The following is a 25,830-nucleotide window of genomic DNA, read 5'->3' as shown; positions in this document are numbered from 1 at the left end:
GTCCTCACAATACCGGGAAGGTGGCGATCAGCGCTTGAATCAGCTCGGCATCATACCCCTGAGAGCGCACCCGCAGGCTTTGTTCGATGTGGATGAAACGCCCCGAGGTGGCGCTGGCCGATTGACTGCACGGGGAGGGACTGCCGTTGATCTGACGCCCCTGAACGTTGGTCGAGCCGAACAGGGTGCAGGTCACCCCAGGGTCGGCCACGGTCAACACCGTCAGGGAGGAGCCGGCCGGGAAGTTCTGCTGCAACGTGGCGACAAGGGGGTCGACCGTGGTGGTGGAGCCGCTGCTTAAAAACAGATCGCCACACTCGGCCTGGCCGTTGCCGTGCAGGCTGATCGCCACCAGGTTGGGGTGGGCCGTCATCAACAGACGATGGACCGATTGGAAGGGGGTATCGCCGTTGTGCCCCATGTCCGAGGTGCGAAAGGGGGAGGGCGCCCCGCCATCGCAAACCCCGGTGGTCCCGGCGCAGGTCGAGGTGGCGGTGTTGGCGCAGCGGTGGGTTCCGGCAATCAGCAGGTAGCGGGCGCCGGTTTGCCGGAAGATCCGCGCCCCCTCGGCGGCGGTGTTGGTATCGAACACCGGGTGGGGCACCTCGACGAGCAACTCGCGCTGGGGGGTGGGGTTCACCATCAGGGTACCCCAACCCTGTTGCACGGCGGGGGACTCCTCCAGCACCCAGTAGCGGCGGTTGCCATCGCCGGTATCGCTCAGTTCGGCCAGGCGGTAGCCGGGCAAATTGCCCAGCGCGGTTTGCGCCGCCGCCCCATCCCCCTGGGCCAAGGCCTGCACCGCAGTTTCCCAGTGCGTTAAGGCGGCAGCATCGGGGGGAAGATACCCCTGGCTGCCAATGCCCGGCATCGTCGCCGCCAGAGTGTTGGTGTAGCCGACCATCTCGGCCACCACGCTGGCGGCGGGGGACCAAGCTCCGGTGCCGTCACCCCCCGACGACGGACCGGTGGAGGCTGAAGAGCCGCATCCGGCCAGCACAACCAGCACCATCACCCTTGCCCGCCAGCGCACCATCGCCCGCTCCCCCTGACCTACTTCCCGATACAAAAACTCGAAAACACCCGGTCGAGCACATCCTCGCCGTGGATCTCCCCGAGCAGCTCGGCCAGACGGTGGGCGGCGCCGTGTAGCTCCTCGGCGATCAACTCCAAATCGTCGGGATCGTCCCGCAGCAGGGTTTGGGCCGCCAGCAGGTGCTGCCGAGCTTCGGCCAGCGCCTGCCCTTGCCGGGCGGTGGCGGTGAGAGACTCCTCGCCCCCCACATCCCCCAGCAGATGGCCCAAACCGGCCCGCAGCGCCTCGAACACCTCGTCGGGATCGCTCTTGGCGGCGCAAACGAAGCGGTGCTCCCCCTGCCAACCCGATGTTCCCCCCCAGGCGTCGCGTTTGTTGTCGATGCGCACGTCGCAGGGGCGGGTTAGATCCTCGGGGGGCGCTTCGTCGGGGTCGTCGCTGACCCAGAGCAGCAGATCGGCCTGCGCGGCGCTGCGACGACTGCGCCCCACCCCTTCGGCCTCGATCACATCCTCGGTCTGCCGCAATCCGGCGGTGTCGATCAACCGTACCGGATAGGGGCCCAAATGCACGTCGCGGTCGATCAGATCGCGGGTCGTTCCGGCGATGGCAGTGACGATGGCCCGCTCTTCACCCAGCAAGCGGTTGAAAAGGCTCGATTTGCCGACGTTGGGCCGCCCGGCCAGCACCACCCGCACCCCGCCGAAGAGCCGCTCGGCGGTGCGGCGGCTGGCGACCCAAGGGTCGAGGGCGTGGAGCAGGGTTTTGAGCCCCTCCTCAAGCTGGGGGGCGACCGACTCGCCGCTCTCCTCGACCTCGAAATCGATGTGGGCCTCGACCTGAGCCAGCAGATCGATCAAGGCCTCCCGCACCGGCCCAATCGCCTCCCCCAATCCCCCATCGAGTAGCCGCACCGCCGCCCGCCGCCCTTCGCGGGTCGGGGCGTGGATGATTTTCTCTACCGCCTCGGCCTGGGTCAGATCGAGACGGCCATTCAAAAAGGCGCGGCGGGTGAATTCGCCCGGTTGAGCGGGGCGAATGTCGAGGGTGGCGAGCAAACTGAGCACCTCGGCGCAGAGGTGGGGATTGCCGTGCAGGTGCAGCTCCAGCACATCCTCGCCGGTGTAAGAGCGGGGCGCCGGAAAATACAGGGCGAGGATCTCGTCGAGCACCTCCCCTGCGTCATCGACCAGGGGGGTGAAACAGGCGGTGCGGGGGGGAGGAGGATCGGGGAGCTTGGGCAATAGCGGAAAAACCCTGGCAACCTCGGGGCCAGAGACGCGCACGATCGCCACCCCGCCCAAACCGGGAGGGGTAGCGACGGCGGCGATGGTATCGGTGAATGCTGAAGAGCTCAGAATCGCCCCCTTGTGGGGATTACATGGCGCTGTGTTTCGCCCCCATCGCGCCTGTTTCACTCAACCCGGTATGGGCCTGAATCCGGCGCACCATCTGGTCGGCGTTCATCATCGGATTGAGGGTATCGAGCAGGGCGTGGCTTTGGGGATCGACCAGCAGCACGAAGCCGGTGCCGGGATGATCGCTGTAAAGCAGCGCCAAACCGAGCCGCTCGGCCAACATCGCCGATTGTTTGGCCAGGTCCGGGGTGGTTTTGTCGAGTTTGACGAACAACACCGGCTGGTCGGCCAACCGCTCCTGGGTTTGTTTCCAGGCCCCGGCCATCGCCTGACAACCGGGGCACCAATCGGCATACATCTTCACCGCCAACACCTGCGGCGCCACGGGGGGCGGCTCGGCGGCCAAGGCCCAGCCCGCACCGAACCCCAGAACACCTAGTCCCAACAGCGCCATCTTCCAAATACGCACCATGACACGCCTCCAGGGCCGGAGTAGGCCCAACAAAAAGGGGGAGAGAAACAATCTCTCCCCCCTTCGGAGTGCATCCTGAATTCTTACAAACCCGGCTTTACTTTTTTCTGACCTTTTCGGGCAGCGGGTCGGAAAACTTCTTGTAGATGTAGGCCTGCTGGGCAATCGACAACACGTTGTTGACCAACCAGTAGAGCACCAACCCCGAGGGGAAGGTCATGAAGAAGAAGGTGAAGATCACCGGCAGCAGCAACAGGATCCGCTCCTGCATCTTGTCGGCGGGGGCCGGGTTGAGCTTCTGCTGAATGAACATCGAGATGCCGAACAATACCGGCAGGATGTAGTAGGGATCCTGGGCGGTCATATCGGTGATCCAGCCGTAGAAGGGGGCCATGCGCAATTCGACCGCGCTGGCGAACACCCGATACAGCGCGAAGAAGATCGGAATCTGAATCAGGATGGGCAGGCAGCCCCCCATCGGATTGATCTTGTGCTTCTGGTACAGCGCCATCATCTCTTGCGACTGCTTCTGCCGGTCGTCCTTGTACTTCTCTTTGAGCTCTTGCAGCTTCGGGGTCAGCTTGCGCATCCCGTTGAGCGACTTGTAAGAGGCGTTGGCCAGTGGGAAGAGAACGATCTTGATCGCTAGGGTCAGCATGATGATCGCCAGACCCCAGTTGCCCAGATAACCCTCGAAGAAGACCAACAGGTCGAGCAGGGGACGGCCCAGAAAGGTGATCCAGCCAAAATCGATGGCCCGCGGCAGGTCGCGACCCACCTCCTCCATCAAATCGACCTCTTTCGGGCCGATGAACAGATCCTGGCTCCAGCTCGCCCCTCCGGTGGGGTAGGCAAGACCTGTCACCACCATCCGCCCCTCTTGACCGAGGTAGCCGATGCTCTCCCGGTCGGTGGGGGCCATGACGGCGGCCAGGAAGTAAGGGATGGTCTGACCGATCCACCCTTGGGTGCCGGGGAGCTGGAAGAGCTTCTCCCCCACCTCGTCGTATTCAACCTGCATCCATTGCCCGCCGATGTACCCCTGGGGTCCGGCATGGTCGTAGAAGTTGACCATGTTCGATTCTTTGACGAAGGGGACGGCGACTAGGTCGCAGTGATAACGAACCCCCTCCACCGCCGCCGCATTCGAGACCGTCCAGTTCGAATGCACGAGGTAGGGTTTGTCGCTGTCGATGGTGATGGTGCGGGTGAAGGTCACCCCCTCCTGGTTGCTCCAGGTCAGGGTGAGCGATTGATCGCTCTGGGCGGTTACCGCAAAGGGGGTGGTGGGCAGGGGCAGCGCTTGGGTTTGGTCACCGTCGAACCATTCGCGGATCAAGGCCCGCTTTTCGGCATCGGCCTGCAGCAGGTGGACCCGCTCCTCGGAACCGGGGGCGACGGGGTACTTCAGGAAGGCGGCATCGACAATGCGACCACCCACCGGCAACACGGTTAGTTGCAGAAGCTGGTTGTGCAGCACCACGGCGCCGCTCAGGTCGATTTCGGGCTGGGCGGCGCTGGTGGTGCTGCCCTGCGCCCCCGCTTCGCTGCCGACGCCCCGTCCAACCTGGGGGGTCGCCCCCTCGGTATCGTCGCCTGGCAGGGCAGTCACAGCGGCGTCACTGACCGCTGCACCACCCCCCTCCTGGGTTTGCTGCTCCACCTGGGCGGTTTGATCCTCGCTCCCCGGCAAGGGGGGCGTGGGGGTGAACATGAACTGGAAACCGACCATCACCAGCAGGGAAAGGGCAAAAGCCGCGAGCAACCGCTTTTCCATGAATCGATTCCTGGATGGTTAGGAGAGCCGGGGGGATGAATCCCCGGTATTCAGGTTGGATGGGGAATGATCGCACGTAGTGTGCTCATGCCGTCGCGGCACCGGATCCTCGCCCCCAGACGACCAGGGGTTACAACGCAGGATCCGCCAAACCGTAAGGATACCCCCCCGGATCGCCCCATGATGACGCAGCGCGCCGACGGCGTACTCCGAACAGCTAGGGTAGTAACGACAGGAGGGGGGGAAAAAGGGGCTGATGGCGTAGCGATACACCCGGACGATTCCAATCAGAATCCCAGATGGAACACGACTGAGGGTACGCCACCAGTGAATCACCGCGTTCTCCCGGTCAGAAGACGGGTTAGCGCCGCTTGCATCTCGCTCAGGAGCGCGCCCCCCGCAACATCAACGCTGGAGGCGCGGGCGATCACCACCAAATCGAAGGGGCGACGGCGCAGATCCTCGGGGAGGGTGCGAAAGGCCTCGCGGATCAACCGCTTGATGCGATTGCGCCGCACCGCCTGCTTGGCGACCTTCTTCGAAACCGTCACCCCCAAGCGGGCCCAAGAGGCGACCGAGGGGCGATGGACGATCACGAAGTTACGGGTGTGCTCCCGCCGCCCCAAGCGGGCGATGGCCTGGAACTCGCCGCGACGCAAAATCCGGCATTCCGGAGGGAATTGCTGCCCGGAAAAGGGAAGATCGCGGGGGTTGTTCGGCAGGGGGATGGCCGATTGTGGGCCGTTCACCGACACAGGGGCCTCCGCGGCGCCTGGCGCGCCTTGCGGAGCCCCAGCCCTCACAATCTTAGTTGTCGCTAGAAACGGACAAGCTATGCCGACCCTTGGCGCGACGATTGTTGAGAACCTTGCGGCCATTCTTGGTCGCCATGCGGGCACGGAAACCGTGGGTGCGGGCACGCTTGATACGGCTGGGCTGGTAGGTGCGCTTCATCTTGAATGCTCCAAACGACAACGATCAGGCCAAAGGGCCCAACGCAGGGGGACGGCAAAAGGGGCGGCATTCTAAAGAGCCGCTGCCACAGGTCAAGCAAAGTTCCAACTTACTCGGTTTTCTGACGTTTCAACCGAGTCAATGCCTCTTGAAAAACCCCGTCCCCCAGCCCCTCCTCCAGCGCCTCGGCGGGGACATGAAGCAGCTGGGTTGGCTCCAAGGTGCGCACCGTGGCGGCCCGAGGGGCGCCGTCGATCAAGGCGAACTCCCCCACCACCGCGCCGGGTCCGAGTCGGTTGACCATCAACTCCCGTTCTCCCTCCTGCTCGAACACCTCCAGGCTCCCCTCAACCACAATGTAAAGGTCGCGGTCGACCTCCCCCTGCCGGATCACGACCTCCCCTTTAGAAAGATCGAGCCAGCGTGAGGCGGTGGCGGCCTGACTCCGCTGGCCCTCGTCGAGCAGGGCGAACAGGGGGTGGAGGGTGAGCGATTTCCAGGCGCGGTGGCTGCGCACGAAAACCTGAAGGCCGGTTTCGACCGAGGGTTGTTGTTGCAGGATTGTCTTGAGGCGCGACCAGGGGAGCTCGATCAGGAGCGCCGCCCCGAGCACCCCGACGGTGAATTGGCGAAACAGCGATTTGTTCAGGCCGTTGAGGCCAATCAACGCCCCCGGACCCAGACGACCCAACACGGTATTCCCGAAGGCGACCGAAAGGGTGCCATCGAGCACCAGCACCACCGAACGCCCCATCTCTCCCTCGCTCCACAACCGGGTGCGATCGCGTAGCCACCGGGTTTTGCTGTCGTCGAGCGCCTCGGTGCGCTGCTGCTCGCTCAGGGGGTGAAACAGGGGACTGCGCCCCAATATTTCGAGCGGGGTCGGGGCCGAGGTCGAGAAGATCGGTTGTAGAACGATGGATTGGTGCAACCGCAAGGGGTGGAGGGTTCGAGCCATGGGGATTAACCCTTAGGGCGGGAGGCCTTCTCGGTCAGCCCCGAGACCCCCTCGCGCCGGGCCAATTCGGCGGCGACATCGTCGAGCGATTGACCCTGCTCGCTTAAGGCGACCATCAGGTGGTACATCAGGTCGGCCGCCTCGCTCACTGCCTTTTCGGGGGTTCCCAACGATGAGGCGAGCACAAACTCCACCGCTTCCTCCCCCACCTTTTGCAGGATTTTCTCCCGCCCTTGGGCAAAGAGCGTAGCGGTCCATGAGGTTTCGGGGTCGGCGCCCCGGCGCTCGTGAATCGTCCCCTGCAACTGGGCCAGGGGGGCCAGGGGGGTGGTGGGCAACGGTTCGACCGCTTGCCACCCTTGGGCGGTAGGGGCTTCGAAGAAACAGTCGACACGCCCCGTATGGCAGGCGGGACCGACCTGCTCGACCACATAAAGCAGGGTGTCTTTGTCGCAGTCGGTGCGCAGCTCGATGATGCGCTGGGTGTGACCGCTCGACTCCCCCTTTTGCCAGAGCTTGCCCCGCGAACGGCTGAAGTACCAAGCAAAACCGGTCCCCAAGGTTTCGCGCACCGCCTCGCGGTCCACCCAGGCAAGCATCAGCACCCGCCCGGTGGCCGCATCCTGGGCAATGGCGGGCAACAGCCCCGATTCGGGCCAAGCCAGCGATTCGATCAGCACGTCGTTGGGTTCGGGCAGATTCATGGGGGCCTCGCCTGGGAAATAACGGGAGGGCTGGGTAGAGGTGGATGCGCTTTCGTTTATCCGCCCTACACATTGCCGAAAATGGGGTAGGGTGGATAAGCGAAAGCGCATCCACCAACCACCCCTGCAACCGCCCTCAACCGTCGAGTTTGACCTTCAAACGCTCGTTGACCAGCGCCGGATTGCCCTTGCCCCGCATCTTCTTCATCACCTGACCAACGAAGAAACCAAAGAGCTTGTCCTTGCCACTGCGGTAGTCGGCAAGCTGGCCGGGGTTCTCGGCCATTGCCTCGTCGATGGCGGCGTCGATGGGGCCGGTGTCGGTCACCTGCTTCAGACCCTTGGCCTCGATGATGGCGTCGGGGTTACCGCCGTGTTCACCGGCCATCATCGCCTCGAAGACCTCTTTGGCGATCTTGCCCGAGATGGTGGCGTCGGCAATCCGGTCGATCATCAGACCGAGGTTGGCGCTGCTCACCGGGCTTTGGGCGATGTCGAGCCCCGCCTTGTTGAGGTTGCCGAGCAGGTCGCCGGTCACCCAGTTGGCGCAGAGCTTGGCGTCGCGCTTACCGGCCACCACCGCCTCGTAGTAGTCGGCCAACGCTTGCTCGCTGGTCAGCACCCCGGCGTCGTAGCGGGACAGCCCATAATCGCCGATGAAGCGGTCGCGTTTGGCATCGGGCAGCTCGGGCAGGCGGGCTTTCTCAAACTCGATCATCGCCTGACTCAAACGCAGCGGGATCAAATCGGGATCGGGGAAGTAGCGGTAATCGTGGGCCTCCTCCTTGCCGCGCATCGAACGGGTCTCGTTCTTGGCCGCGTCGTAGAGGCGGGTCTCTTGAATGACCTTGCCGCCGTCCTCGATCAGTTCGACCTGACGGGCGACCTCGAACTCGATGGCCCGCTGCACGTTGCGGAAGGAGTTCATGTTTTTGAGCTCGCAGCGGGTGCCGAAGACGGTGGCGCCGATGCGCATCACCGAAACGTTGGCGTCGACCCGGAAGGAACCCTCTTGCATGTTGCCGTCGCAGATGCCGATGTAACGCACGATGGCATGCAGCTTCTTCAAGTAGGCGACCGCCTCCTCGGGGGAGCGCAGCTCCGGCTCGGAGACGATCTCGATCAGCGGCACGCAGGCGCGGTTGAGATCGATGGCGGTCCCATCAAGGGTCAACTCGTGCAGCGACTTGCCGGCATCCTCTTCAAGGTGGGCCCGGGTGATGCCGATCCGCTTGCTTTCGCCGCCCTCCAAGTCGATGTCGAGGTGGCCGTGTTCGCAAATGGGGAGCTCGTACTGGCTGATCTGGTAGCCCTTGGGCAGATCGGGGTAGAAGTAATTCTTGCGGGCGAAAACCGACTCGCGCCGGATTTGGCTGTCGGTGGCCAAACCCAGCCGGATCGCCATCTCGGCCACACCCTTGTTGAAGACCGGCAGCGCGCCGGGCTGGCCGGTGCAGACCGGGCAGGTCTGGGTGTTGGGGGCCGCCCCGAAGGCGGTGGAGCAGCCGCAGAAGATCTTGGTGTGGGTCAGAAGCTGGGTATGGACCTCCAGCCCAATCACGACCTCGTAACCCTCATAAGTCCACATCACGCCACCCCCTCAAGCACGGCCGCCACCTGAAGCAGCTTCGCCTCGCCCCAGTGGGGGCCAATCAGCTGAGCCCCGATGGGCATCCCATCAATCCCCTTGCCGAAAGGGACCGCGATGGCCGGCACCCCGGCCAAACTTGCCGGAATCGTGGCGATGTCCGACAGGTACATGGTCAGCGGGTCGTCCACCTTCTCGCCGATCTTGAAGGCGGTGGTGGGGGCGGTGGGGGTCAGGAGCAAATCGACCTGGGCAAAGGCGGCCTCGAAATCCTCGCGGATGCGGGTGCGCACCTTCTGCGCCTTGAGGTAATAGGCGTCGTAGTAACCCGAAGACAGGGCGTAGGTGCCAAGCATGATCCGCCGCTTGACCTCGCTGCCGAAACCCTCGGAGCGCGATTTGACGTACATCTCCAGCAGGTTCTTGGCCCCCTGCGCGCGATGGCCGAAGCGCACCCCGTCGAAACGGGCCAAATTCGAAGAGCATTCGGCGGGGGCGATGATGTAGTAGGCGGGGACCGCGTACTCGGTGTGGGGCAGGCTGACCTCGACGATCTCGGCCCCCTGGTCGGCCAAAGCCTTGGCGGCCGCCTGAATCTGCCGGGCGACATCGGGGGCGACTCCGGCCCCAAAATACTCCTTGGGCAGCCCGATCTTCATCCCCTTGATGTCGCGGCCAATCAGGGCGGTGAAATCCTCACCCTCGCGGTCGATGGAGGTCGAATCCTTGGGGTCGTGCCCCGCCATGGCATTGAGCAGCAAACCGCAGTCGGCCACCGTCTTGGCGATGGGACCGGCCTGATCCAGCGAGGAGGCAAAGGCGATCATGCCGTAGCGCGACGAGCGGCCATAGGTCGGCTTGAGCCCCACCACGCCGCAGCAGGCGGCGGGCTGTCGGATCGAGCCGCCGGTGTCGGTGCCGGTGGCGGCCAAGGCCAAATCGCCCGCTACCGCCGCCGCCGAGCCCCCCGACGAACCGCCGGGGATGCGGGTTTCGTCCAGGGGATTGCGCACCGGGCCGAAGGCGCTGGTCTCGTTGGAGGAGCCCATGGCGAACTCATCCATGTTGGCCTTGCCCAGCATCACGGTCCCGGCGGCATTGAGCTTTTCGACCACGGTGGCGGTGTAGGGGGGATTCCAGTGGCCCAGCATCTTCGAGCCGCAGGTGGTTCGTACCCCCTCGGTGACGAAGATGTCTTTCTGCGCGATGGGGATCCCGGCCAGCGGCCCGGCGCTCCCCGCCTTGCGGGCGGCGTCGGCGGCATCGGCTTGGGCCAGTGCCGATTCGGCGGTCACGGTGATGTAGGCATTGAGGCGGTCGTTGTGGGCGGCGATGCGGCCCAGGTAATGCTGGGTCAGCTCGCGGCTGGAGAGCTCGCCCTTGTTCAGAGCGGTCAGGGCAGCCTGGATCGAGTTGAACATGGCGGCTCCTTTATTCGATGACCGGCGGAACGAGGAAACAGCCCTCGACGCTGGCCGGGGCCCGTTCGATCAGCTTGTCGCGGATGTCTCCGTTGCTGACGACGTCCTCGCGCATGGGGGTCTGCCGGTCGATGTTGGCGGCGGAGGGGGAGACCCCGTCGGTATCGACCTCTTGCAGGTGGTCGATGTATTCGAGGATGGCGGAGAGCTGCCCCGCCATGCGGGTCTGCTCCTCTTGACTCAAAGCCAAACGGGAGAGGGTCGCCACCTGGGCAACCCGTTGGACGTCCAGTGCCACGGGGACCTCCTTTGTGCGGTACGAGGAGTGGCTCCGAGTTTTGTAGGAGCCGAAAACAAAAAAAGCACCGAGGGATGTCGGTGCTCTTCTGGGATTTTGTAAATATGGTGGAGCCGAGGGGAATCGAACCCCTGACCTTCTCATTGCGAACGAGACGCTCTACCAACTGAGCTACGGCCCCATGCCCTGCAAAAAAGGGCGCGAATGAAAGCAGGAAGGGGTGGCAGCGTCAAGATGGGGGGTGTAAGGGATCCACCTTGGCAGCAAGGCCCCAACGTGTTTAGGATTTTCTCACATTTGAACGTAGCGCCGTCGGCGCCATGCACAGCTGTTCATAGACAAGGAGAGAGATCATGAAACGAATCGCCACGACCGCCGCAGTCCTTCTCGCTCTCGCAGCGCCGCTCTCGGCTCAAGCCGAGGATGGCCCGCGCGCCTCGATCGGTATCGGCAGTTATGCCGTCGCCATCGTCAACACCGACATTATTTCGACGACCGACACCTTCTCGGGCGGCGCCCTCGTGGGCACCCTCCCCTTCGATGAAACCATAGCTCTGCGGGCACACTTCTATTCCCTAAAAGGGGTTCAGGACGGCAAAGGGACCATTCTGAGCAGCAATAACATCACCCTCACGGGCGCCGATTTCGCCATTCTCTTCGGCACGAATTGGGCCCAGGGGGGCAATCTGTATGTTGGGGCGGGTGGATTTTCTGAAAAATTCGGCAATTCGACCTCGGGTGCCAGCTCGAACTCCTTCTCCGGCGGCATGGGGGTGCTTGGGCTTGGCTATAACGGCGGCTTCCTCGCCATCGATTTTTCTGTAGCGATTCGGTCCGCCAGCAAATACGACACTGACATCTTCTTCGGGACCGGCAATACGGCTGCCTCATCGGCCTCCTTGGATCTGTCCTTCTTCTTCTGATCCCGCTTGATCTTCAGCCGGGCCGGGGTTCCTTGGCCCGGCTGAAGATACCCCGTAGCATCCCCCTGCAATCATCGTCACTGCCCCACCCACCCCATCCACGTTTCATGCGCCGTCCCATTCTTGACGCTTTTTGACGAACAGGTGCCGCCATGTCCCGCTCCGCCATTGCTTTGCTGCTGATCCTCGGCAGCGCCGCCACTGCTCAAGCCCGAGAGATTCCCGCCACCTCGATTGGGGTTTCGGGTATGGCGATGCAGGTGGTCGACACCAGCAGCGCCAACACCACCGACCTGCTGAACGGCCCTGGGCTTCAGGCTTTGATTCCCGCCAGCGACAACCTCGCCTTTCAGTTGCGCTACTACATGCTCAAGGGGAGCGGTGGCAGCAAAGCCAGCCCATTGGGGGGAAGCAGCGTCAAAATGACTGGGGGGGAGTTGTCGCTTTTGCTGGGGACGAATTGGCGCCAGGGGTGGAACGGTTACATCGGTCTGGGGGGCTATTCCGACCACATCTCAGGGGTGGTCGGCACGGCCAGTTACAATGCCGGCGGGGTCGAGGGGATCCTGGGCTTTGGTTATCAAGGATCGACCGTGGTGCTCAACCTCGCCTTGGGCGCACGTCCCACCCAGGGTTACGAAACCACCTATTTCCCCAATTCGGGGGGAAAGATCCGGGTGGTGACCGCTGCGTTCGATCTGGGAATTCGGTTTTAGGCAACCCGACCCGTCTTCCGAACAAACCTCCCCCCCGCGCTGGCTCTCACCGTACACCGGTATTTTTTGTTTGCGTGAACGTAGCCGCCTTCAGGGAAACGCTGATGAAAGGCTCCTGCCTTGAATCGGCACGCGACGCAAAAACCAAAAGTCGGCGCCATGAGGCGGCGATGGTTTTGGCTTCGCTTGCAAAATCAGCAGAGCTTCGGCGACTTAGGTCGCCTCCTACGACTGCGCTATTTTGGCGGCCCATCCCTGGGCCGATCGGAAGCGCCAATCAATCAGCGCTTCCTTAGACCTCTCGGGCAAATTTAAGAAAAGATCGGGCCCACCCCCTTCACGCTGTGAACGACAAAAGGCATCTTTCGATGCCTTTTGTCGTTCACAGCGCGTGCAAATCCAGACCTGCAATCGGGAATCCCCGCATCGCCACCCCATAGAATGGGATTCCCACCATCCGATCCTCGGAGAGAACCTTGGGGATCATCGCCCTCTCGGGGCCCCGTTGCCCCTTGCCTTGAAGCCCTGACGGCTTCAATTTCGACCCATCAGGAGGAATACCCTTGAAACGTTTCGTCGCTGCCATCTGCGTTGCAACCGCCTTGTTTGCCGCTCCCGCCTGGGCTGGCGAGACCAACCCCGACATCGTCCATCGCCACGGCATCTTTAAGATTGCCTCCGGCCACATGACGGCGCTGCATTCGATCCTCTTCCTCGGCCACGGCGCCACCAAGGATGTGCTTTTCCACGCCCAAGGGATCAAGGATGCCTTCGCCCACCTTGGCAACGCCTTCCCCCCCGGCTCCGGAACCGGCGAAACCAAGGCGGCCCCCGCCATTTGGGAACAACCCGAGAAGTTCAAAAAGGCGGGCCAGGATGCCGCCGCTGCCACCGACGCCATGGTTCAGGCCGCGCAGGGCGACGACCGCCAGGCCCAAATCGACGCATTCAAACGTCTGGGTGGAAGCTGCAAAGCCTGCCACGACGACTTCAAAAGCAAGTGACGTAACGACTTAAAAAGTCGTCTCGCGCGAAGGGCGCGAAGTCAACCAAGAAACCTCGGTTTTTGTTTTGGTGTTGCTCTTCTTCGTACCCTTCGCGCCCTTCGCGTGAGACGGCCTTGGTCTTCCGCTTCAACCCCCGTTAGGCCCGCCATGAAGATCTGGGATCTCCCCACCCGCCTGTTCCATTGGCTCTTGGTCGCCCTCGTCCTCTCGGCCTGGTTCACCCAGCGCTTCGGCGACACGATGTTGACCTGGCATCAGTGGGGGGGATTTGCGGTGTTGACGCTGCTGTTCTTCCGGCTGATGTGGGGGGTGTGGGGCAGCGAAACGGCCCGGTTGCTGCCGCTGATTCAAGGGCCACACACCGTGCTTCCCGCCCTGCGTGCCACCCTGACAGGCCACCCCCCCTTGAGTGTTGGCCACAACCCGGTGGGAGGGTGGTCGGTGCTGCTGCTGCTCACCTTGCTGCTGGCGCAGTGCACCGCCGGACTCTTCGCCAGCGACGACGTTATCGTCTCCGGCCCTTTGAAACACTTGGTCTCATCCACCGTTTCAGGCCAGCTGACGACCCTGCATTCGATCCTGTACTGGGGCATCCTCGGTGTGGTTGTCACCCACGTTTCGGCGGTGCTCTTCCATCGCAAACATGGGGACGACCTGATCGCCACCATGATCAGCGGCTTCAAAACCGCCGCCCAACTCCCCCCCCATGCCACCGCCCCCCAGTTGCGCCCTCTGTGGGTGGCACTGCTCACCTTGGTGGTCGCAATTGGCGGGGTCTGGGTGGTGCTCCATCCTGAGTTGTGGCAACAGTGGGTCGTTGATCCCGCCCCCCCGCAGGGTGGTTCGGATGAATCGGGTGGAGGGATGGATTGGGAGTGATTTGTTGCCGTCTCGCTCAGGAGCCTGCCGGAGGGGGTGGAGGAGGGAGCAACAGGAGCGGTAGCGGCGGCGGCAAATTCAGCATCTGGGCCCATTCGACCTGCATCCCCTGAGCCTCGGCAGGGCCCTTGAAGCTACCGGCGATCAACACGATCCAGTGCTCTGCGTGGCGATCAACCACCTCGACCTGGGCCGTCTCCAGCCCCAACCTCGCCGCCTTGGCCGCCAACGCGTCCGCCGCTTCGCCCGAAGCGTAGAGCCCCAGCTGGATGACATAATCTCCGGGTTCTGGGGGTGGCACCGGAGGGAGCAGGGTATCGTAGCGAGGGGGTGGGGTTTCTTGATCGGTGGTGGCCTCTTGCCCACTCGGAGTGCCTGAGGTAACGAGGTTCGGACCGCTCGGGCGAGCCCCCGGCAACGCGGTGGCGGGCAACACCTTGCTCAGTCCCGACGAGACCGGTCCCCGCACCGTCTCTGGAGCCCACATCCCCGCCATGAACATCGCCGCCCCAAACACCAGCAGCAGCGCGATGAAGATCAGCTTGCCGATCATCCTTGCCCCACAATCGCTTGGGCAAAATCGCAGGGAAGCACCCCCGGCGTTTCGACGGCACGTTCGGCCATGAAACGGGCGATGCTGCTGGCCACCGTTTCCACCTCGAAGGGGGCGCCGATCAGGTGGTCTTGCAGCGGCGCAAAGTCCCCCTTGGGGATGAAGGTGAAGTCGCCACCGATCTTGAGCGCCGCGATGCGATCCTCCGCCACCTCGACCTCGGCCCAGATCAATCCCCCCCGCGCCTTGTGCATCCCCTGGCGCAGATAGACCCCCTCCCGAATCTTGATCGCCTCGTGGCGGCGGGGGGTCTCTTCGAACAAAAACTCGTCGCTGGTGAATTCCCCCCCCAGTTGCTCGGCCAGTGTGATCGCCTCGGGGGGGAGCACCTTTTCATGCAGCGGACCAAGCAATCGGCCAAAAGAGGCGGCCAGCACGTCGCCCACCTCCCGCGAGGTGGGGCGGGCCTGACTCTCCCGCTCCAGCCAGCTCATGTTTTCATCCATGGTTTTGAAGATTTTGTCGCGGAATTTCTCGTCGGGGACCCGCAGCACCTGGGTCATCGTCGCGACGTCGAAATGGCGCAGGATCGAGCCAACGAAGACGAAGCATTTGCCGATGTCGGCCGCCCCCTGCCCCGAAATCTTGCGCCCCTCGGGGGTGATGAGGTCGTTGATCGGGCGGTAGCGCGCCTCGACCCCGAAGTGGGCATAGGTCTCGATGGGGGGGATGGAGAGCACCTTGTAGGCCTCGTCGACCTGCACCGGAATGCCGTGGCTGCCCCGCTGCATCACCAGGTGGTAGAAGACCTGGCCGGGACCGAGGAGCACCGCCCCGCCCCCCACCTCGCGGCGCATCACCGGCAAACCCAGGGCGTGGCAGCGGTCGAGATCGACGATCTTGGCGGTGTCGTCGAAGAAGCCGACGCTGACGAAACGGTCGCTCGGTTCGACGATCACCAACCCCTCGATGCCGAGGTGGGCCATGGCGTGGAAGTAGAGGATGGGCTTCAGGCCCGAGGTATCGCGGGGACGGTAGAGGTCCATGGTGGGCTCCGGGGGAATCCGTGACGGGGGGTCAGGATAACCTCGAAAGGGGAGGGTCGGACAGGTCCGACCTGTCCGACCTACCTCACCACCACCAAGCGGCTGCCCCCATGAGGATGAACCACGAGGCGATCCCCAAGGTGACCCCGATGCGCACCAGTTGTCCCATCGTCACCTGCCCGGTCGCCCAGGCAATGGCAATGGCGGGCGCGCCCATCGGCAGGGCGAAGGCGAGCCCTCCACCCAGGGCGATGGCCAGGGTCGTGGCGATGGGATCGGAAGAGCCGGGCAACAGGATGGGCAGCAAGGTCGCCACGGCGGCGGCGTTGCTGATCCCCTGGGTCAAAATCATCGACATGGCGGCGGCAAGACCCACCGAATCGGGGGTGTAGGCGGCGATGTTGGCCGCCGCCCCGCTTTGGGCCAGCGCCCCCCCCATGGCCAGCGCCCCGCCGAACATCAGCACCACCCCCCAGGGCAGATGCTTAGAAACCGCCTCCCACTTGGCCGCCTTGAAGACCACCATCGCCACCGTGGCGGCCAGGGCGATGGGGGCCAGCCCCACCGTTTCGCCCCAAAAAGCCCAGGCGGCAATCGCGGCGGCCATGACCCAAGCCATACGTTTTCCCTGCGCAGTCGTTGGGCAATGTTCGGGAAGGGTCAAAGGGGTCGAACCCGGTTCCAAACGGGTCAGCAGCAGATCGGCCAGCAGCAGAATCAAGGCCGCCACCGGCAGGGCGTCGAGGATCCAGGTGCCGTGGGCGATCCCCGTCCCCTGGAATTCCTCAAGGATCGACACCGCCAGAATATTCCGGGCGCCCCCCAGGAAGGTGACGATCCCCCCGATCACCGCCCCCAGAGCGGCGGCCAGGATGATGCTGGGGTGTTTGCTCCCCTTGGGGATGATCTGGGTCGCCATGGGGATCACCACGGCGGCGACCGCGTGTTCGGGAATCACCAGCGCCAGCGCCGCGCTCCCCCATAGGGTGGCGCGCCGCACCCCCCCCACCGTCGGTTTGGCGGCGTGGAAGACCTTGCAGGCGATGGTGCGCCCCAGGCCGCTCTCCTCCACCCCCACCGCCAGCGCCAGGGCGCCGATGATGAAAAACAGGGTCGGCTGGGCAAACGCGGCAAAGGCGGCCTTGGCGGGGAGAACCCCGGCCACCACGATCAGGGTGACCGCGAGCAGACCGGTGACCGGCAACGGTAAAAACTGCCCCACCCACAACGCCATGACGAACAGGGCGATGACCAGGGCATGCCACGAGGTTGCGCTCCAGGCCGGAGCGATCCAGGGCTGGGCGAACCAGAGGACGACGGCGATCAACGCCGCGATGAACAAACCATGATTTTTGCTCATGGCATTTCTCCCAAAAAAAAGCCGACCTTGCGGCCGGCCTTGTCTGCGTCACCAGGAGCAATTCCTCAAATCCCGGGATCGAACCGTTGCCGGTAGGACTCGACCAAAATCGCCGCCACCTCGGGGCGGGAGAACTCCGCCGGGGGGTGGACCCCCTCGCCGAGCATCTTGCGCACCTTGGTCCCCGACAGGGCGACATGGTGCTCCCCATCGTGGGGGCAGGTTTTGTACGACGCCATCGCTGCACACTGCTTGCAATAGAAGGTGGCGTCGAAACGCAGCGGGATGATACCGATGTCGCCCGGCTCGAAACGGTCAAAAATCGCATGGGCGGCAAACGGATGGTAGTAGTCGCCCACCCCGGCGTGGTCGCGTCCCACGATCAAGTGGGTACAGCCGTAGTTCTTGCGCACGATGGCGTGGAAGAGCGCCTCACGCGGCCCGGCGTAACGCATCGCCGCCGGAAAAACCGAGAGCATGGTGCGGTCGGCTGGGTAGTAATCGCGCATCAACCGCTCGTAGCACTTCATGCGCACATCGGCCGGGATGTCGTCGCTTTTGGTTGTCCCCACCAGTGGGTGGATGAGCAACCCGTCGACCACCTCAAGGGCGCACTTGGTGATGTATTCGTGGGCCCGATGGATCGGATTGCGGGTCTGAAAAGCGACCACCGTTTTCCAGCCCCGCTTGACGAACTCGGCCCGCGTCTGGACCGGAGTGAGTCGTTGCTCCGGGAAGGGTCGCTCGGGCAGACGGACCACCGTCACCGATCCCGCCAGGGCGTACTCCGGCTCCGACATCACCCGCTTCACGCCGGGGTGATCCTCCTCCAGGGTGCCGTAGATCCGGTTGGCCTCCTTGGTGGGGTTGCGTTTGAAGTACCCGCTCACTTCGATCCAACCCAGGGTTTGCCCGGCGCCGGTCAAAAGCACCTTCTGCCCCGGCTCGGTTTGCTTCGCCACCGCCTGGGTCACCGGCAAAACGATGGGGAAGGGCCAAACCAGCCCCTCGGGCAGCTCCATCACATCGAGCACCTGATGGTATTCCTTCTCCCCCATAAACCCTTCGAGGGGGGAGAGGGCGCCGTCGGCCAGACACTCCAGATCGCACAGCCGCACGTCGTCGAGTTCGATCTTCAGTGGATTGGGTCGGCCCAGGATCGCCTGGACCTGCACATCTTCAAGGTCGGCCCAACGGTTGATCAGGCGTCCGCCGTGGGGGGGAATCAATTGCATGGTGTTCCTCTGTTTTCTGGGCCATACAGGCGTTTAGGTCGCAAACATGGCGCCGTCATTCCGGGACCGAGTAGGCTGGATCGGCGCTCCCGCCCCCCCGTATGACCGGAATTACCCCTTCTTACGCACCACGATTTTCCAACGATCCTCAAACGGCTCTTTGACCTCGATGGCGTGCCCCTCCCCCTCCAAACTCAGGGGGACGTTTTCGATGGGGGGGCCGTCGTCGAGCAGGACGGTGAGTTTGCTGGCGGCCGGCATCATCTCCAGCCGCAGCTTGGTTTTAACGAAGTTGATCGGACAGCCGACCCCCTTGAGATCGAGCACCGTCTCGGGGGCGACCGCCTCCACCTTGGGGGGCGGTGGGGGTTGCAGATTGTCGCTGCCGTCGCGACTTTCGACCGCACGGCGCACCGTCTCGATCACCTTGGCGGCAATCGCCACGAAGGGTTCGACCTCGCCCCGATGGGCGCGGCGCAGCGCGGCATAAAGCTGGGTGAAGTGGATGCGCACCATCTCGGTGTTTTGCAGTCCCCGCTCGAAGGCGGCCAGCGCCTCCTCCTCGCCGAACTGCCACGAGCCCTCCTCCTCACCGCGCAAGGTGAGCAGGGCGCGGACCGCCGCCACCACGCCGCGATGGGCGAATTCGATGGCGGCGACGCTCCCCTTGGCGGCCAGGGTTTGGGCATGGCCCAACTCGTAGATCGCCTCGCCCATGTGGGCGCCGATCATCGAAACCAGGGCGGCGGCGCACTCCCCCTTGCCCACCTCTTTGGTCGAGAAGCGGTCGAAGGAGCCCCAGTCGAAGAGCAACCCTTCGAGCTCCCCCTCGCCGGGGGCGAACTCGGCCACCAAACCTTCAAGGGTTTCGGGGCCAATCCGTTCGGCCCAACCCCGCACCGACTCCCCCTCGCGCCGCTCAATGTTGTACGCGGCCACCAACCGGCTGAGCGCCTCGCGGGCATGAACCGCCGCCACCAGGGGCAAGGAGCGACCCGGAACCATGGTGCCGCTGGCCGAACCGCCCACGTGAATCTGGTAGGCAGGAATCGAATGGCCGTCGCGCTTGCGGGCCAAGCCATGCAGACCGAAGTCGGCGATGGCGTGGTGGCCGCAGCCGTTGGCACAACCGGAGATCCGCACCTTGAGATCGCCCAAGGGCAGATCGGCGACGGAATCGGCCAGATCGCGGGAGCGGGTGATGCCCAAACGGCAGGTCGCCGCACCGGGGCAAACCCCGATGTCGGCGGGGATCAAAGCCTCAATGCCGAATACCCCCTCGTCGATCACCCCTTTGTGCGCTTCGGGTACATCGACAATCACCAGATTCTGAGCCTGGGTCAGGACAATCTCGTCGAGCCCCAAACCGCTGACCAAGTCGGCCAGTTGCCGCGCCTGGGCGGGTGTGAGATCGCCCTTGTGCAGCGCCACGCCGCGAGCCCACTTGCCGTCGATCTGCTTGGTCCAACCGCTGACACCTGGGACCGGCGCAGTTAAATCGGGGGTACGACGCGCCCAGCTTTCGCCCCCTTGGGCGCTATGGAAGGGGGCGACGTTCTCCCGCTCCTCCCAGTAAAGCTCCTGGAAGGCCTCACTCCCCATCGACTCGACCACAAATTTGAGCCGGGCGCGGGCTCGGCGCTCCCGGTCGGAGTGGCGATGGTGAATGCGCAGCAGCGCCTCGATGGCGGGGTAGACCTCCTCGTCGCGCAGGCTTCCCAGCGGGATCGCCGGTTTGGGGGCCTGCCCCAAACCACCCGCAGCGGCCAGGAAGAAGCCATCCTCGGTGGGGGTCAGGCCAACATCGTTGATCGGGGCCAGGGCGCAGTCCGACTCACACCCCGCCACCGCGATCTTGAATTTGCGCGGCAGGTTCTGCCCCAGGGGGTGCCGCAAAAAATGCAGGATGACGGCGCTGACCACCTCGTGGCCGTCGACCCGAGTACGGGGGCAACGCCCCGCCAGGGCGCAGGTGGTCACATTGCGCACCGTGTGGCCGCAGGCCTCGCGCGAAATCAGCCCCAAGTCGCCCATTTTGTGCAGCACCGGGGCGAGCCGTTCGGGGCGGATGTAGTGGAATTGCAGATCCTGCCGGGTGGTGACGTGGAGCAGCGGCTCATCAATCGCCTCGGCCTCGACGATATCGGCCAGACCGCGCAGCTGCCGAGGGGAGATCGATCCCCCCGGCAGTTTGGCGCGAACCATGTGCACGTCGGGTTGACGCTGACCGTAGATCCCCTGCTTCAGACGTTCGGTGTTCCAAACCGCGTCGCTGACGTTGCCGTTCAGAGAAGCAACGCGGGTATGTTCAAGTCGGTCGATCTCGTCGCGATCGACCCAGACGGGTGTTGTCATTTCAACCTCCTGGAGAGGGAAAGCGGTGGGGGCCTGCATCGGGCATGTCAGACACAAACCCCGACCGTGTTTACCAATGGGCGCCGAAATGGACCGGTTGCAGCTTGGTCAAGGAGGGTTTTTCCTCCTTCTTAGCTGCGGCGGCATGGGGGCGATCCTTGCAGGTCGCCTCCGCCTTGCCGGTCTCGGGGTTCCAATGCAGACCGCACTCGGCCTTGCCCGAATTGCGGCACTCCCACCACCAACGCCCGGCGCGGGGATCCTCGTCCTCCCCCACCGCCCGGGTGCAGGGCTGGCAGCCGATGGAGGGGAAACCGCGGTCGTGCATCGGGTTGTAGGGGATGCCTTGAGCGCGAATGAAGTCCCAAACGTCGTCCTGGCTCCAATTGATGAGCGGGTTGAACTTGGTCAGCCCGAAGACGGTGTCGTCCTCTTTCATCTCGATGGTGCTGCGGTGGTCGTTCTGCTCCCGACGCACCCCGGTGATCCAAGCCCCGGCTCCGGCCAGGGCGCGGCGCAGCGGCTTGATTTTGCGAGCCTGGCAGCACCCCTTGCGGGCCTCGACCGAATGGTAGAAGCCGTTGATGCCGTACTTGCCGACAAATTCGTCCACATCGCTGCGCTCGGGGAAGACGATCTCGATCTTCTGGTTGTACTTCTCTTCGAGCTTGGGGATCAGGGAATAGACCTCGGGGAAGACCCGCCCGGTATCTAGGGTGATGATGCGCACCGGCCGTTTCACCTGAGCCAGCAGGTGGTGGATGACCACATCCTCGGCCCCCAGGGAGGAGGCGAAGACGATCTCCCCCTCCTGAGCGTTGAGGTGGGCGACGAACTGCTCGAAGTCGTTGTGTAGCTTATTTGAAGAGATCATTTTAATTGGCCTCTAAAATTTACTTATGGCTAGGGTACAAAAGAGGGGCGCACGAGGCGCCCCGCCTTTGCGGTATGGATTCGACTGTTTAACCGATGGTACAGGCCTGGTCGTAGGTGATGAGCTCACGCACCGTGGGGTTGGGACCACACAGGGGGCAATGGGGATCCTTGCGGACCTTCACCTTGCGCCAGTGGGCATCCAAGGCGTCGTAAATCATCAAGCTGCCCGACAGCGAGCGGCCAACCCCAAGAATCTCTTTGACCACCTCGGCCGCCTGGATGGTGCCGATGATCCCGGCGATGGCGCCCAAAATCCCAGCCTCCGAACACGAGGGGACCAGCCCAGGAGGGGGGGGCTCAGGGTAGAGACAGCGGTAACAGGGGCCGTTTTCGTCCTGGTGAGGACGGAAGGTGGTCACCTGACCATCCCAACGGAAGATCGCCCCCGAGACCAGGGTCTTCTTTTCGAAGAAGCAGGCGTCGTTGACCAAAAACCGGGTCGGGAAGTTGTCACAGCCGTCCACCACGATGTCGTAGTCGCGGATGATCGACAGGATGTTGTCGGCGGTGATGCGTTCGGGGTAGGTCACCACGTTCACATCGGGATTGATGGCGTTGATGGTCCGCTTGATCGACTCGACCTTATCGACCCCGACGGTGTCGGTGCGGTGGGCAATTTGCCGTTGCAGGTTCGACAGGTCGACGTGGTCGGCATCGGCAATTCCCAGGGTGCCAACCCCGGCAGCCGCCAGATAGAGCCCGACCGGGGAGCCCAGGCCGCCGGCGCCGATCATGAAAACCTTGGCCCCCAGCAGCTTGGCCTGACCGTGGCCGCCGATCTCGGGAAGGATGATGTGGCGCGAGTAGCGCTCGATTTGCTCTTCGGTGAAGTTCATTTTTTTTATGACTTTCGTTTGAAGCCCCGACCGTCAGGCCAAGCCTGCGAAGAGGTCGGTGGAAAGATACCGTTCGGCAAAGCTGGGAATAATCACCACGATGGTTTTGCCCGCCATGGAGTCCCGGGCGGCCACCTTCAGCGCTGCGGCGACCGCCGCTCCGCTGGAGATTCCGCACGGAATACCCTCCTCACGCGCCATCCTTCGCGCCATGGCGAAGGCCTCGTCGTTGGTGATCGGCAAGACCTCGTCGATCAGATCGCGCTGCAACACACCCGGCACGAATCCGGCGCCGATCCCCTGAATCTTGTGCGGCCCCGGAGCACCCCCTTCGAGCACCGGCGAATCGGCGGGCTCCACCGCAATGGCCTGAAAACCCTCGCGGCGGGTTTTGATCACCCGGCTCACCCCGGTGATGGTGCCGCCGGTTCCCACCCCCGCCACCAGGGCGTCGATGTTGCCGTCGGTGTCGCGCCACAGCTCTTCGGCGGTGGTGCGCTCGTGGGCTGCGGGGTTGGCGGCGTTCTCGAACTGCTGGGGCATCACCGCCCCCGGAGTCTGGGCCGTGATCTCTTTGGCCTTCTCGACCGCGCCCTTCATCCCCAAAGCGGCGGGGGTGAGCACCAGTTCGGCCCCCAACAGCGCCAGCATCTTGCGCCGCTCCTGGCTCATCGATTCGGGCATGGTCAGGATCAACCGGTAACCCTTGGCCGCTGCCACAAAAGCGAGCGCGATCCCGGTATTGCCGGAGGTCGGCTCCACCAGCAGCCCGCCCGGCTTGAGATCGCCGGAGCGCTCAGCCGCCTCGATCATCGCCAGAGCGATGCGATCCTTCACCGACGCCAGGGGATTGAAGAACTCCACCTTGGCGAGCACGGTGGCCCCCAACCCCTCGGTCACCCGGTTGAGGCGGATCAAGGGGGTGTTGCCCACAGTGTCGACGATCGAATCGTAAATCTGGCTCATGACGAACTCCGATGAATGCGTGAGCGACTCAGCCTTCGATGACGTCGAGTTCGATAGGCTCCACCAAAATGCCCAGGGACTCGATGTAGGCGATGGCCGCCTCGATTTGGTCAGGCTCCCCCGACAACTCCAACCCCACCACCCCAACCTGGGGGGAGATCGAGGCGGTGCGGATGTTGGTCACCACCTCGAATTTGTGGCCGATGTTGTAGATGACCGGCTCCGAGATCTGCTCGGGGGGGAAGGTTAGGTAGATCTTCTTGTTCATCTCAGTCCCCTCGTTCGGGTACTACCGGGAGTGATCAACACCCGCCCGCGATGGCCGGAACGATGGAAAGCTCATCACCCGCCTTGACCTCGGTGGCATCGCCATTGAGGAAACGGATGTCTTCGTCGTTGAGGTAGACGTTGACGAAGCGACGCAGCGCCCCGCTCTCATCGTACAAACGCTCTTTCAGGCCGGGGAACTGATTGTTCAGGTCGCCCAGAACCTCGGCGATGGTTGCCCCCTCGCCGCTCACGGTGTCGGCGTCTTGTGTCAGCTTGCGCAAGGGGGTGGGAATGCGAACGGAAACGGCCATGGTTGTACTCCTTCTCGATGCTTGGTTCGTCAATGGGAGCAGCCCTTGGGGCTGGAATAGTCGGTTGATTTAACCCTGCATGATCGCGTCGAACGCGGCCAACTTGGGCTCGATCAGGGTTGGCTTTTGCAACTTGTCGGCAATCGCCTCTTGGGTCTTGAGGCCGTTGCCGGTGATCGCCACAACCACCACCTCGTCGGGTTTGAAGCGACCCCGCTCGGCCAGCTTCACCAAGGTGCCGATGGTCACCCCACCGGCAGTCTCGGTGAATAGCCCCTCGGTTTCGGCGACCAGGCGCATCGCCTCGACGATTTCATCGTCGTTGACCAAGGCACCATCGCCCCCCGACTCGCGGATGATGCGCTGGGCGTAGAAGCCGTCGGCCGGATTGCCAATCGCCAGCGACTTGGCGATGGTGCTTGGCCGCTCCGGTTTGATGAGCTCGGTTCCCGCCTCGACGGCGCGGACGATGGGGCCGCAACCGTCGGCCTGAGCCCCGTGCATCTTCATCGGGGTGTCGGCAGTCAGCCCCAACTTAATCATCTCTTCGCGCGCCTTCCAGATCTTGGTCAGCAGGCTGCCGGAGGCCATCGGGGCGATGAAGTGGTCGGGAATCCGCCACCCCAACTGCTCGAACGACTCAAAAGCCAGCGACTTGCTCCCTTCGGCGTAGAAGGGGCGCAGGTTGATGTTCACGAAACCCCAGCCGTAGTTGCCAGCGATCTCGGAGCACAACCGGTTCACCTCGTCATAGCTCCCCTTGATTCCAACCATGTTGGTGCCGTAGATCGCCGAGCCAAGGACCTTGCCCTGCTCCAGATCGTGGGGGATGAAGACGTAGGACTTCAGCCCCGAGGCGGCGGCGTTGGCCGCCACCGAGTTGGCCAGGTTGCCGGTTGAGGCGCAGGCGACGGTGTCGAAACCGAACTCAACCGCTTTGGAGAGCGCCACCGAAACCACCCGATCCTTGAACGACAGGGTCGGATAGCAGATCCCGTCGAATTTGATGTAGAGGTGGTTCAGACCCAGCTTCTTGCCCAGCCGCTTGGCGTGGACCAGAGGGGTCCAGCCGACCTGACGACCCACGGTCGGGTCCTGATCGACCGGCAACAGTTCGCGATAGCGCCACATCGTCTGAGGCCGGGATTCAATCGACTCCCGGCTGATCTTCCCTTTCATCCCCTCATAGTCGTAAACGACCTCCAAGGGACCAAAACAGAACTCGCAGACATGGACCGGATTAACCGGGTATTCGGCGCCACACTCACGGCAACGCAGCCCCCGCACGAAAGAACTCATTCGCTACTCCACAGCATGGTTCGTTGGCCATCCGACAGCGCAAGCGTTGTCCGAGATGGAATTAAACGGATTGAAAATGGGTTTGTCAAAAAGTTTTGCGTAAAAAATATGTTGTTGTTTTTTTATTCAACAATATTTTTTAGCTAAATCGGCGTATCACCCATAGCCCACGGGTTGTGGATGCCGCTGCGGTAGGCCAGATTGCACAGGTCCTGCAGCGTTAAACCGTCCAGATAAACCATCGCCTTGACCTCGGCCTCTTGCACGATCCCCTTCACCACCCCAAACAGATCGCTCTCTTGTTCGTCGACCTCCCGGTCGACCCCAGCCACCAAACGGGCAACCTGACCCAGGTTGACCTCTTGACGGCTCTTAGCCAGGGCGTAGCCCCCCTTGGGACCGCGATGACTGACAAGAATCCCCTCTTTGACCAGCGCCTGGACCACCGGCTCTAAGTAGCGGGGCGAAAGATTGTTGGCCTCGAGCAAATCGCGCAACCGCCGCGGATCGGTACCGCCGCGATAGGCGAGTTCCAGCAAGACCGTGTAGGTTGCCATGAGTTTTCGCGATGC

At 63.4% G+C, this 25,830-nt stretch carries 27 protein-coding genes and 1 tRNA gene; 4 read left to right on the top strand and 24 right to left on the bottom strand.

The window, feature by feature from the left end:
• Nucleotides 1-4 precede the first annotated feature (4 nt).
• The 12 genes from AUJ55_00615 to AUJ55_00560 form a co-directional block, all read right to left on the bottom strand.
• Nucleotides 5-1,036, bottom strand: a complete 1,032-nt coding sequence (locus AUJ55_00615) for a hypothetical protein (protein ID OIO61353.1) — start codon at nt 1,034-1,036, stop codon at nt 5-7.
• Between the two features lie 17 nt (nt 1,037-1,053).
• Nucleotides 1,054-2,394: a tRNA uridine-5-carboxymethylaminomethyl(34) synthesis GTPase MnmE gene (locus AUJ55_00610; GenBank protein ID OIO61357.1), complete on the bottom strand. Its 1,341-nt coding sequence runs from the start codon at nt 2,392-2,394 to the stop codon at nt 1,054-1,056.
• Nucleotides 2,395-2,413: 19 nt separating this feature from the next.
• On the bottom strand, nt 2,414-2,866 hold the full coding sequence (locus tag AUJ55_00605) for a hypothetical protein (protein OIO61352.1): 453 nt from the start codon (nt 2,864-2,866) through the stop codon (nt 2,414-2,416).
• Between the two features lie 97 nt (nt 2,867-2,963).
• Nucleotides 2,964-4,643 carry a hypothetical protein gene (locus tag AUJ55_00600; GenBank protein ID OIO61351.1) on the bottom strand — a complete coding sequence of 560 codons (1,680 nt, stop codon included), beginning with the start codon at nt 4,641-4,643 and terminating at the stop codon, nt 2,964-2,966.
• Nucleotides 4,644-4,975: 332 nt separating this feature from the next.
• Complete coding sequence (locus AUJ55_00595; protein ID OIO61356.1) at nt 4,976-5,365, bottom strand: ribonuclease P protein component; 390 nt, start codon at nt 5,363-5,365, stop codon at nt 4,976-4,978.
• Nucleotides 5,366-5,450: 85 nt separating this feature from the next.
• Entirely contained in the window at nt 5,451-5,597 is a 147-nt protein-coding gene (locus tag AUJ55_00590; GenBank protein ID OIO61350.1) for a 50S ribosomal protein L34, read from the bottom strand.
• A 109-nt stretch (nt 5,598-5,706) separates the two neighbouring features.
• A complete protein-coding gene (locus AUJ55_00585; protein ID OIO61349.1) occupies nt 5,707-6,555 on the bottom strand; it encodes a hypothetical protein in 849 nt (282 codons plus the stop codon).
• Nucleotides 6,556-6,560: 5 nt separating this feature from the next.
• Nucleotides 6,561-7,259 carry a bifunctional phosphoribosyl-AMP cyclohydrolase/phosphoribosyl-ATP pyrophosphatase gene (locus AUJ55_00580; GenBank protein OIO61348.1) on the bottom strand — a complete coding sequence of 233 codons (699 nt, stop codon included), beginning with the start codon at nt 7,257-7,259 and terminating at the stop codon, nt 6,561-6,563.
• Between the two features lie 136 nt (nt 7,260-7,395).
• Nucleotides 7,396-8,847, bottom strand: coding sequence for an aspartyl/glutamyl-tRNA amidotransferase subunit B (gatB, locus tag AUJ55_00575; protein OIO61347.1), 1,452 nt, complete (start codon nt 8,845-8,847; stop codon nt 7,396-7,398).
• A complete protein-coding gene (locus AUJ55_00570; GenBank protein ID OIO61346.1) occupies nt 8,847-10,268 on the bottom strand; it encodes an aspartyl/glutamyl-tRNA amidotransferase subunit A in 1,422 nt (473 codons plus the stop codon). The genes gatB and AUJ55_00570 overlap by 1 nt, the downstream gene beginning before the upstream one ends.
• A gap of 10 nt (nt 10,269-10,278) precedes the next feature.
• Nucleotides 10,279-10,566, bottom strand: a complete 288-nt coding sequence (locus AUJ55_00565; GenBank protein ID OIO61345.1) for a hypothetical protein — start codon at nt 10,564-10,566, stop codon at nt 10,279-10,281.
• A gap of 105 nt (nt 10,567-10,671) precedes the next feature.
• A tRNA-Ala gene (locus tag AUJ55_00560) sits at nt 10,672-10,747 on the bottom strand.
• 172 nt (nt 10,748-10,919) lie between these two features.
• On the opposite strand from AUJ55_00560, the gene AUJ55_00555 reads away from it, so the two are divergent.
• The 4 genes from AUJ55_00555 to AUJ55_00540 all read left to right on the top strand — a co-directional run bounded on the left by AUJ55_00555 (nt 10,920) and on the right by AUJ55_00540 (nt 14,091).
• Nucleotides 10,920-11,489: a hypothetical protein gene (locus AUJ55_00555; protein OIO61344.1), complete on the top strand. Its 570-nt coding sequence runs from the start codon at nt 10,920-10,922 to the stop codon at nt 11,487-11,489.
• A 152-nt stretch (nt 11,490-11,641) separates the two neighbouring features.
• Nucleotides 11,642-12,205, top strand: a complete 564-nt coding sequence (locus AUJ55_00550; protein OIO61343.1) for a hypothetical protein — start codon at nt 11,642-11,644, stop codon at nt 12,203-12,205.
• A gap of 563 nt (nt 12,206-12,768) precedes the next feature.
• Nucleotides 12,769-13,209: a hypothetical protein gene (locus AUJ55_00545; GenBank protein OIO61342.1), complete on the top strand. Its 441-nt coding sequence runs from the start codon at nt 12,769-12,771 to the stop codon at nt 13,207-13,209.
• Nucleotides 13,210-13,359: 150 nt separating this feature from the next.
• Complete coding sequence (locus tag AUJ55_00540; GenBank protein OIO61341.1) at nt 13,360-14,091, top strand: hypothetical protein; 732 nt, start codon at nt 13,360-13,362, stop codon at nt 14,089-14,091.
• A 16-nt stretch (nt 14,092-14,107) separates the two neighbouring features.
• Here AUJ55_00540 and AUJ55_00535 read toward each other — a convergent pair whose 3' ends face one another.
• The 12 genes from AUJ55_00535 to AUJ55_00480 form a co-directional block, all read right to left on the bottom strand.
• On the bottom strand, nt 14,108-14,644 hold the full coding sequence (locus tag AUJ55_00535; protein ID OIO61340.1) for a hypothetical protein: 537 nt from the start codon (nt 14,642-14,644) through the stop codon (nt 14,108-14,110).
• Nucleotides 14,641-15,690 carry a hypothetical protein gene (locus tag AUJ55_00530; protein ID OIO61339.1) on the bottom strand — a complete coding sequence of 350 codons (1,050 nt, stop codon included), beginning with the start codon at nt 15,688-15,690 and terminating at the stop codon, nt 14,641-14,643. The genes AUJ55_00535 and AUJ55_00530 overlap by 4 nt, the downstream gene beginning before the upstream one ends.
• 85 nt (nt 15,691-15,775) lie before the next feature.
• Complete coding sequence (locus AUJ55_00525) at nt 15,776-17,050, bottom strand: hypothetical protein (GenBank protein ID OIO61338.1); 1,275 nt, start codon at nt 17,048-17,050, stop codon at nt 15,776-15,778.
• A gap of 65 nt (nt 17,051-17,115) precedes the next feature.
• The gene (locus AUJ55_00520; GenBank protein ID OIO61337.1) at nt 17,116-18,285 is read right to left on the bottom strand and encodes a sulfate adenylyltransferase; all 1,170 of its coding nucleotides are present in this window, start codon (nt 18,283-18,285) and stop codon (nt 17,116-17,118) included.
• A gap of 111 nt (nt 18,286-18,396) precedes the next feature.
• Nucleotides 18,397-20,640: a hypothetical protein gene (locus AUJ55_00515; GenBank protein OIO61336.1), complete on the bottom strand. Its 2,244-nt coding sequence runs from the start codon at nt 20,638-20,640 to the stop codon at nt 18,397-18,399.
• A 70-nt stretch (nt 20,641-20,710) separates the two neighbouring features.
• Entirely contained in the window at nt 20,711-21,514 is an 804-nt protein-coding gene (locus AUJ55_00510) for a phosphoadenosine phosphosulfate reductase (GenBank protein ID OIO61335.1), read from the bottom strand.
• An 88-nt stretch (nt 21,515-21,602) separates the two neighbouring features.
• Entirely contained in the window at nt 21,603-22,412 is an 810-nt protein-coding gene (locus AUJ55_00505; protein OIO61334.1) for an adenylyltransferase, read from the bottom strand.
• A gap of 33 nt (nt 22,413-22,445) precedes the next feature.
• A complete protein-coding gene (locus AUJ55_00500; GenBank protein ID OIO61333.1) occupies nt 22,446-23,378 on the bottom strand; it encodes a cysteine synthase A in 933 nt (310 codons plus the stop codon).
• 28 nt (nt 23,379-23,406) lie between these two features.
• Nucleotides 23,407-23,646 (bottom strand): FeS-binding protein, encoded by a 240-nt coding sequence (locus tag AUJ55_00495; protein OIO61332.1) that lies wholly within the window; start codon nt 23,644-23,646, stop codon nt 23,407-23,409.
• Between the two features lie 34 nt (nt 23,647-23,680).
• The gene (locus tag AUJ55_00490) at nt 23,681-23,959 is read right to left on the bottom strand and encodes a molybdopterin synthase sulfur carrier subunit (protein OIO61331.1); all 279 of its coding nucleotides are present in this window, start codon (nt 23,957-23,959) and stop codon (nt 23,681-23,683) included.
• A 69-nt stretch (nt 23,960-24,028) separates the two neighbouring features.
• On the bottom strand, nt 24,029-25,258 hold the full coding sequence (locus AUJ55_00485; GenBank protein OIO61330.1) for a threonine synthase: 1,230 nt from the start codon (nt 25,256-25,258) through the stop codon (nt 24,029-24,031).
• A gap of 143 nt (nt 25,259-25,401) precedes the next feature.
• Nucleotides 25,402-25,815: a hypothetical protein gene (locus AUJ55_00480; GenBank protein ID OIO61329.1), complete on the bottom strand. Its 414-nt coding sequence runs from the start codon at nt 25,813-25,815 to the stop codon at nt 25,402-25,404.
• Nucleotides 25,816-25,830: the final 15 nt, after the last annotated feature.

The sequence above is a fragment of the Proteobacteria bacterium CG1_02_64_396 genome, assembly GCA_001872725.1.
Lineage (GTDB): Bacteria > Pseudomonadota > MNWR01 > CG1-02-64-396 > CG1-02-64-396 > CG1-02-64-396.
The sequence above is the reverse complement of the archived record's forward strand: the minus strand, read 5'-3'. Positions and strand labels throughout refer to the sequence as shown.

Excerpts from the sequence above, each read along its gene's own strand:
- gatB (OIO61347.1), bottom strand. The coding sequence starts at position 8,847 with ATGTGGACTTATGAGGGTTACGAGGTCGTGATTGGGCTGGAGGTCCAT.
- AUJ55_00535 (OIO61340.1), bottom strand. The coding sequence starts at position 14,644 with ATGATCGGCAAGCTGATCTTCATCGCGCTGCTGCTGGTGTTTGGGGCG.
- AUJ55_00525 (OIO61338.1), bottom strand. The coding sequence starts at position 17,050 with ATGAGCAAAAATCATGGTTTGTTCATCGCGGCGTTGATCGCCGTCGTC.
- AUJ55_00585 (OIO61349.1), bottom strand. The coding sequence starts at position 6,555 with ATGGCTCGAACCCTCCACCCCTTGCGGTTGCACCAATCCATCGTTCTA.
- AUJ55_00500 (OIO61333.1), bottom strand. The coding sequence starts at position 23,378 with ATGAGCCAGATTTACGATTCGATCGTCGACACTGTGGGCAACACCCCC.
- AUJ55_00615 (OIO61353.1), bottom strand. The coding sequence starts at position 1,036 with ATGGTGCGCTGGCGGGCAAGGGTGATGGTGCTGGTTGTGCTGGCCGGA.
- AUJ55_00530 (OIO61339.1), bottom strand. The coding sequence starts at position 15,690 with ATGGACCTCTACCGTCCCCGCGATACCTCGGGCCTGAAGCCCATCCTC.
- AUJ55_00600 (OIO61351.1), bottom strand. The coding sequence starts at position 4,643 with ATGGAAAAGCGGTTGCTCGCGGCTTTTGCCCTTTCCCTGCTGGTGATG.
- AUJ55_00510 (OIO61335.1), bottom strand. The coding sequence starts at position 21,514 with ATGATCTCTTCAAATAAGCTACACAACGACTTCGAGCAGTTCGTCGCC.
- AUJ55_00505 (OIO61334.1), bottom strand. The coding sequence starts at position 22,412 with ATGAACTTCACCGAAGAGCAAATCGAGCGCTACTCGCGCCACATCATC.
- AUJ55_00580 (OIO61348.1), bottom strand. The coding sequence starts at position 7,259 with ATGAATCTGCCCGAACCCAACGACGTGCTGATCGAATCGCTGGCTTGG.
- AUJ55_00540 (OIO61341.1), top strand. The coding sequence starts at position 13,360 with ATGAAGATCTGGGATCTCCCCACCCGCCTGTTCCATTGGCTCTTGGTC.
- AUJ55_00495 (OIO61332.1), bottom strand. The coding sequence starts at position 23,646 with ATGAACAAGAAGATCTACCTAACCTTCCCCCCCGAGCAGATCTCGGAG.
- AUJ55_00480 (OIO61329.1), bottom strand. The coding sequence starts at position 25,815 with ATGGCAACCTACACGGTCTTGCTGGAACTCGCCTATCGCGGCGGTACC.
- AUJ55_00605 (OIO61352.1), bottom strand. The coding sequence starts at position 2,866 with ATGGTGCGTATTTGGAAGATGGCGCTGTTGGGACTAGGTGTTCTGGGG.
- AUJ55_00490 (OIO61331.1), bottom strand. The coding sequence starts at position 23,959 with ATGGCCGTTTCCGTTCGCATTCCCACCCCCTTGCGCAAGCTGACACAA.
- AUJ55_00590 (OIO61350.1), bottom strand. The coding sequence starts at position 5,597 with ATGAAGCGCACCTACCAGCCCAGCCGTATCAAGCGTGCCCGCACCCAC.
- AUJ55_00485 (OIO61330.1), bottom strand. The coding sequence starts at position 25,258 with ATGAGTTCTTTCGTGCGGGGGCTGCGTTGCCGTGAGTGTGGCGCCGAA.
- AUJ55_00555 (OIO61344.1), top strand. The coding sequence starts at position 10,920 with ATGAAACGAATCGCCACGACCGCCGCAGTCCTTCTCGCTCTCGCAGCG.
- AUJ55_00570 (OIO61346.1), bottom strand. The coding sequence starts at position 10,268 with ATGTTCAACTCGATCCAGGCTGCCCTGACCGCTCTGAACAAGGGCGAG.
- AUJ55_00515 (OIO61336.1), bottom strand. The coding sequence starts at position 20,640 with ATGACAACACCCGTCTGGGTCGATCGCGACGAGATCGACCGACTTGAA.
- AUJ55_00520 (OIO61337.1), bottom strand. The coding sequence starts at position 18,285 with ATGCAATTGATTCCCCCCCACGGCGGACGCCTGATCAACCGTTGGGCC.
- AUJ55_00550 (OIO61343.1), top strand. The coding sequence starts at position 11,642 with ATGTCCCGCTCCGCCATTGCTTTGCTGCTGATCCTCGGCAGCGCCGCC.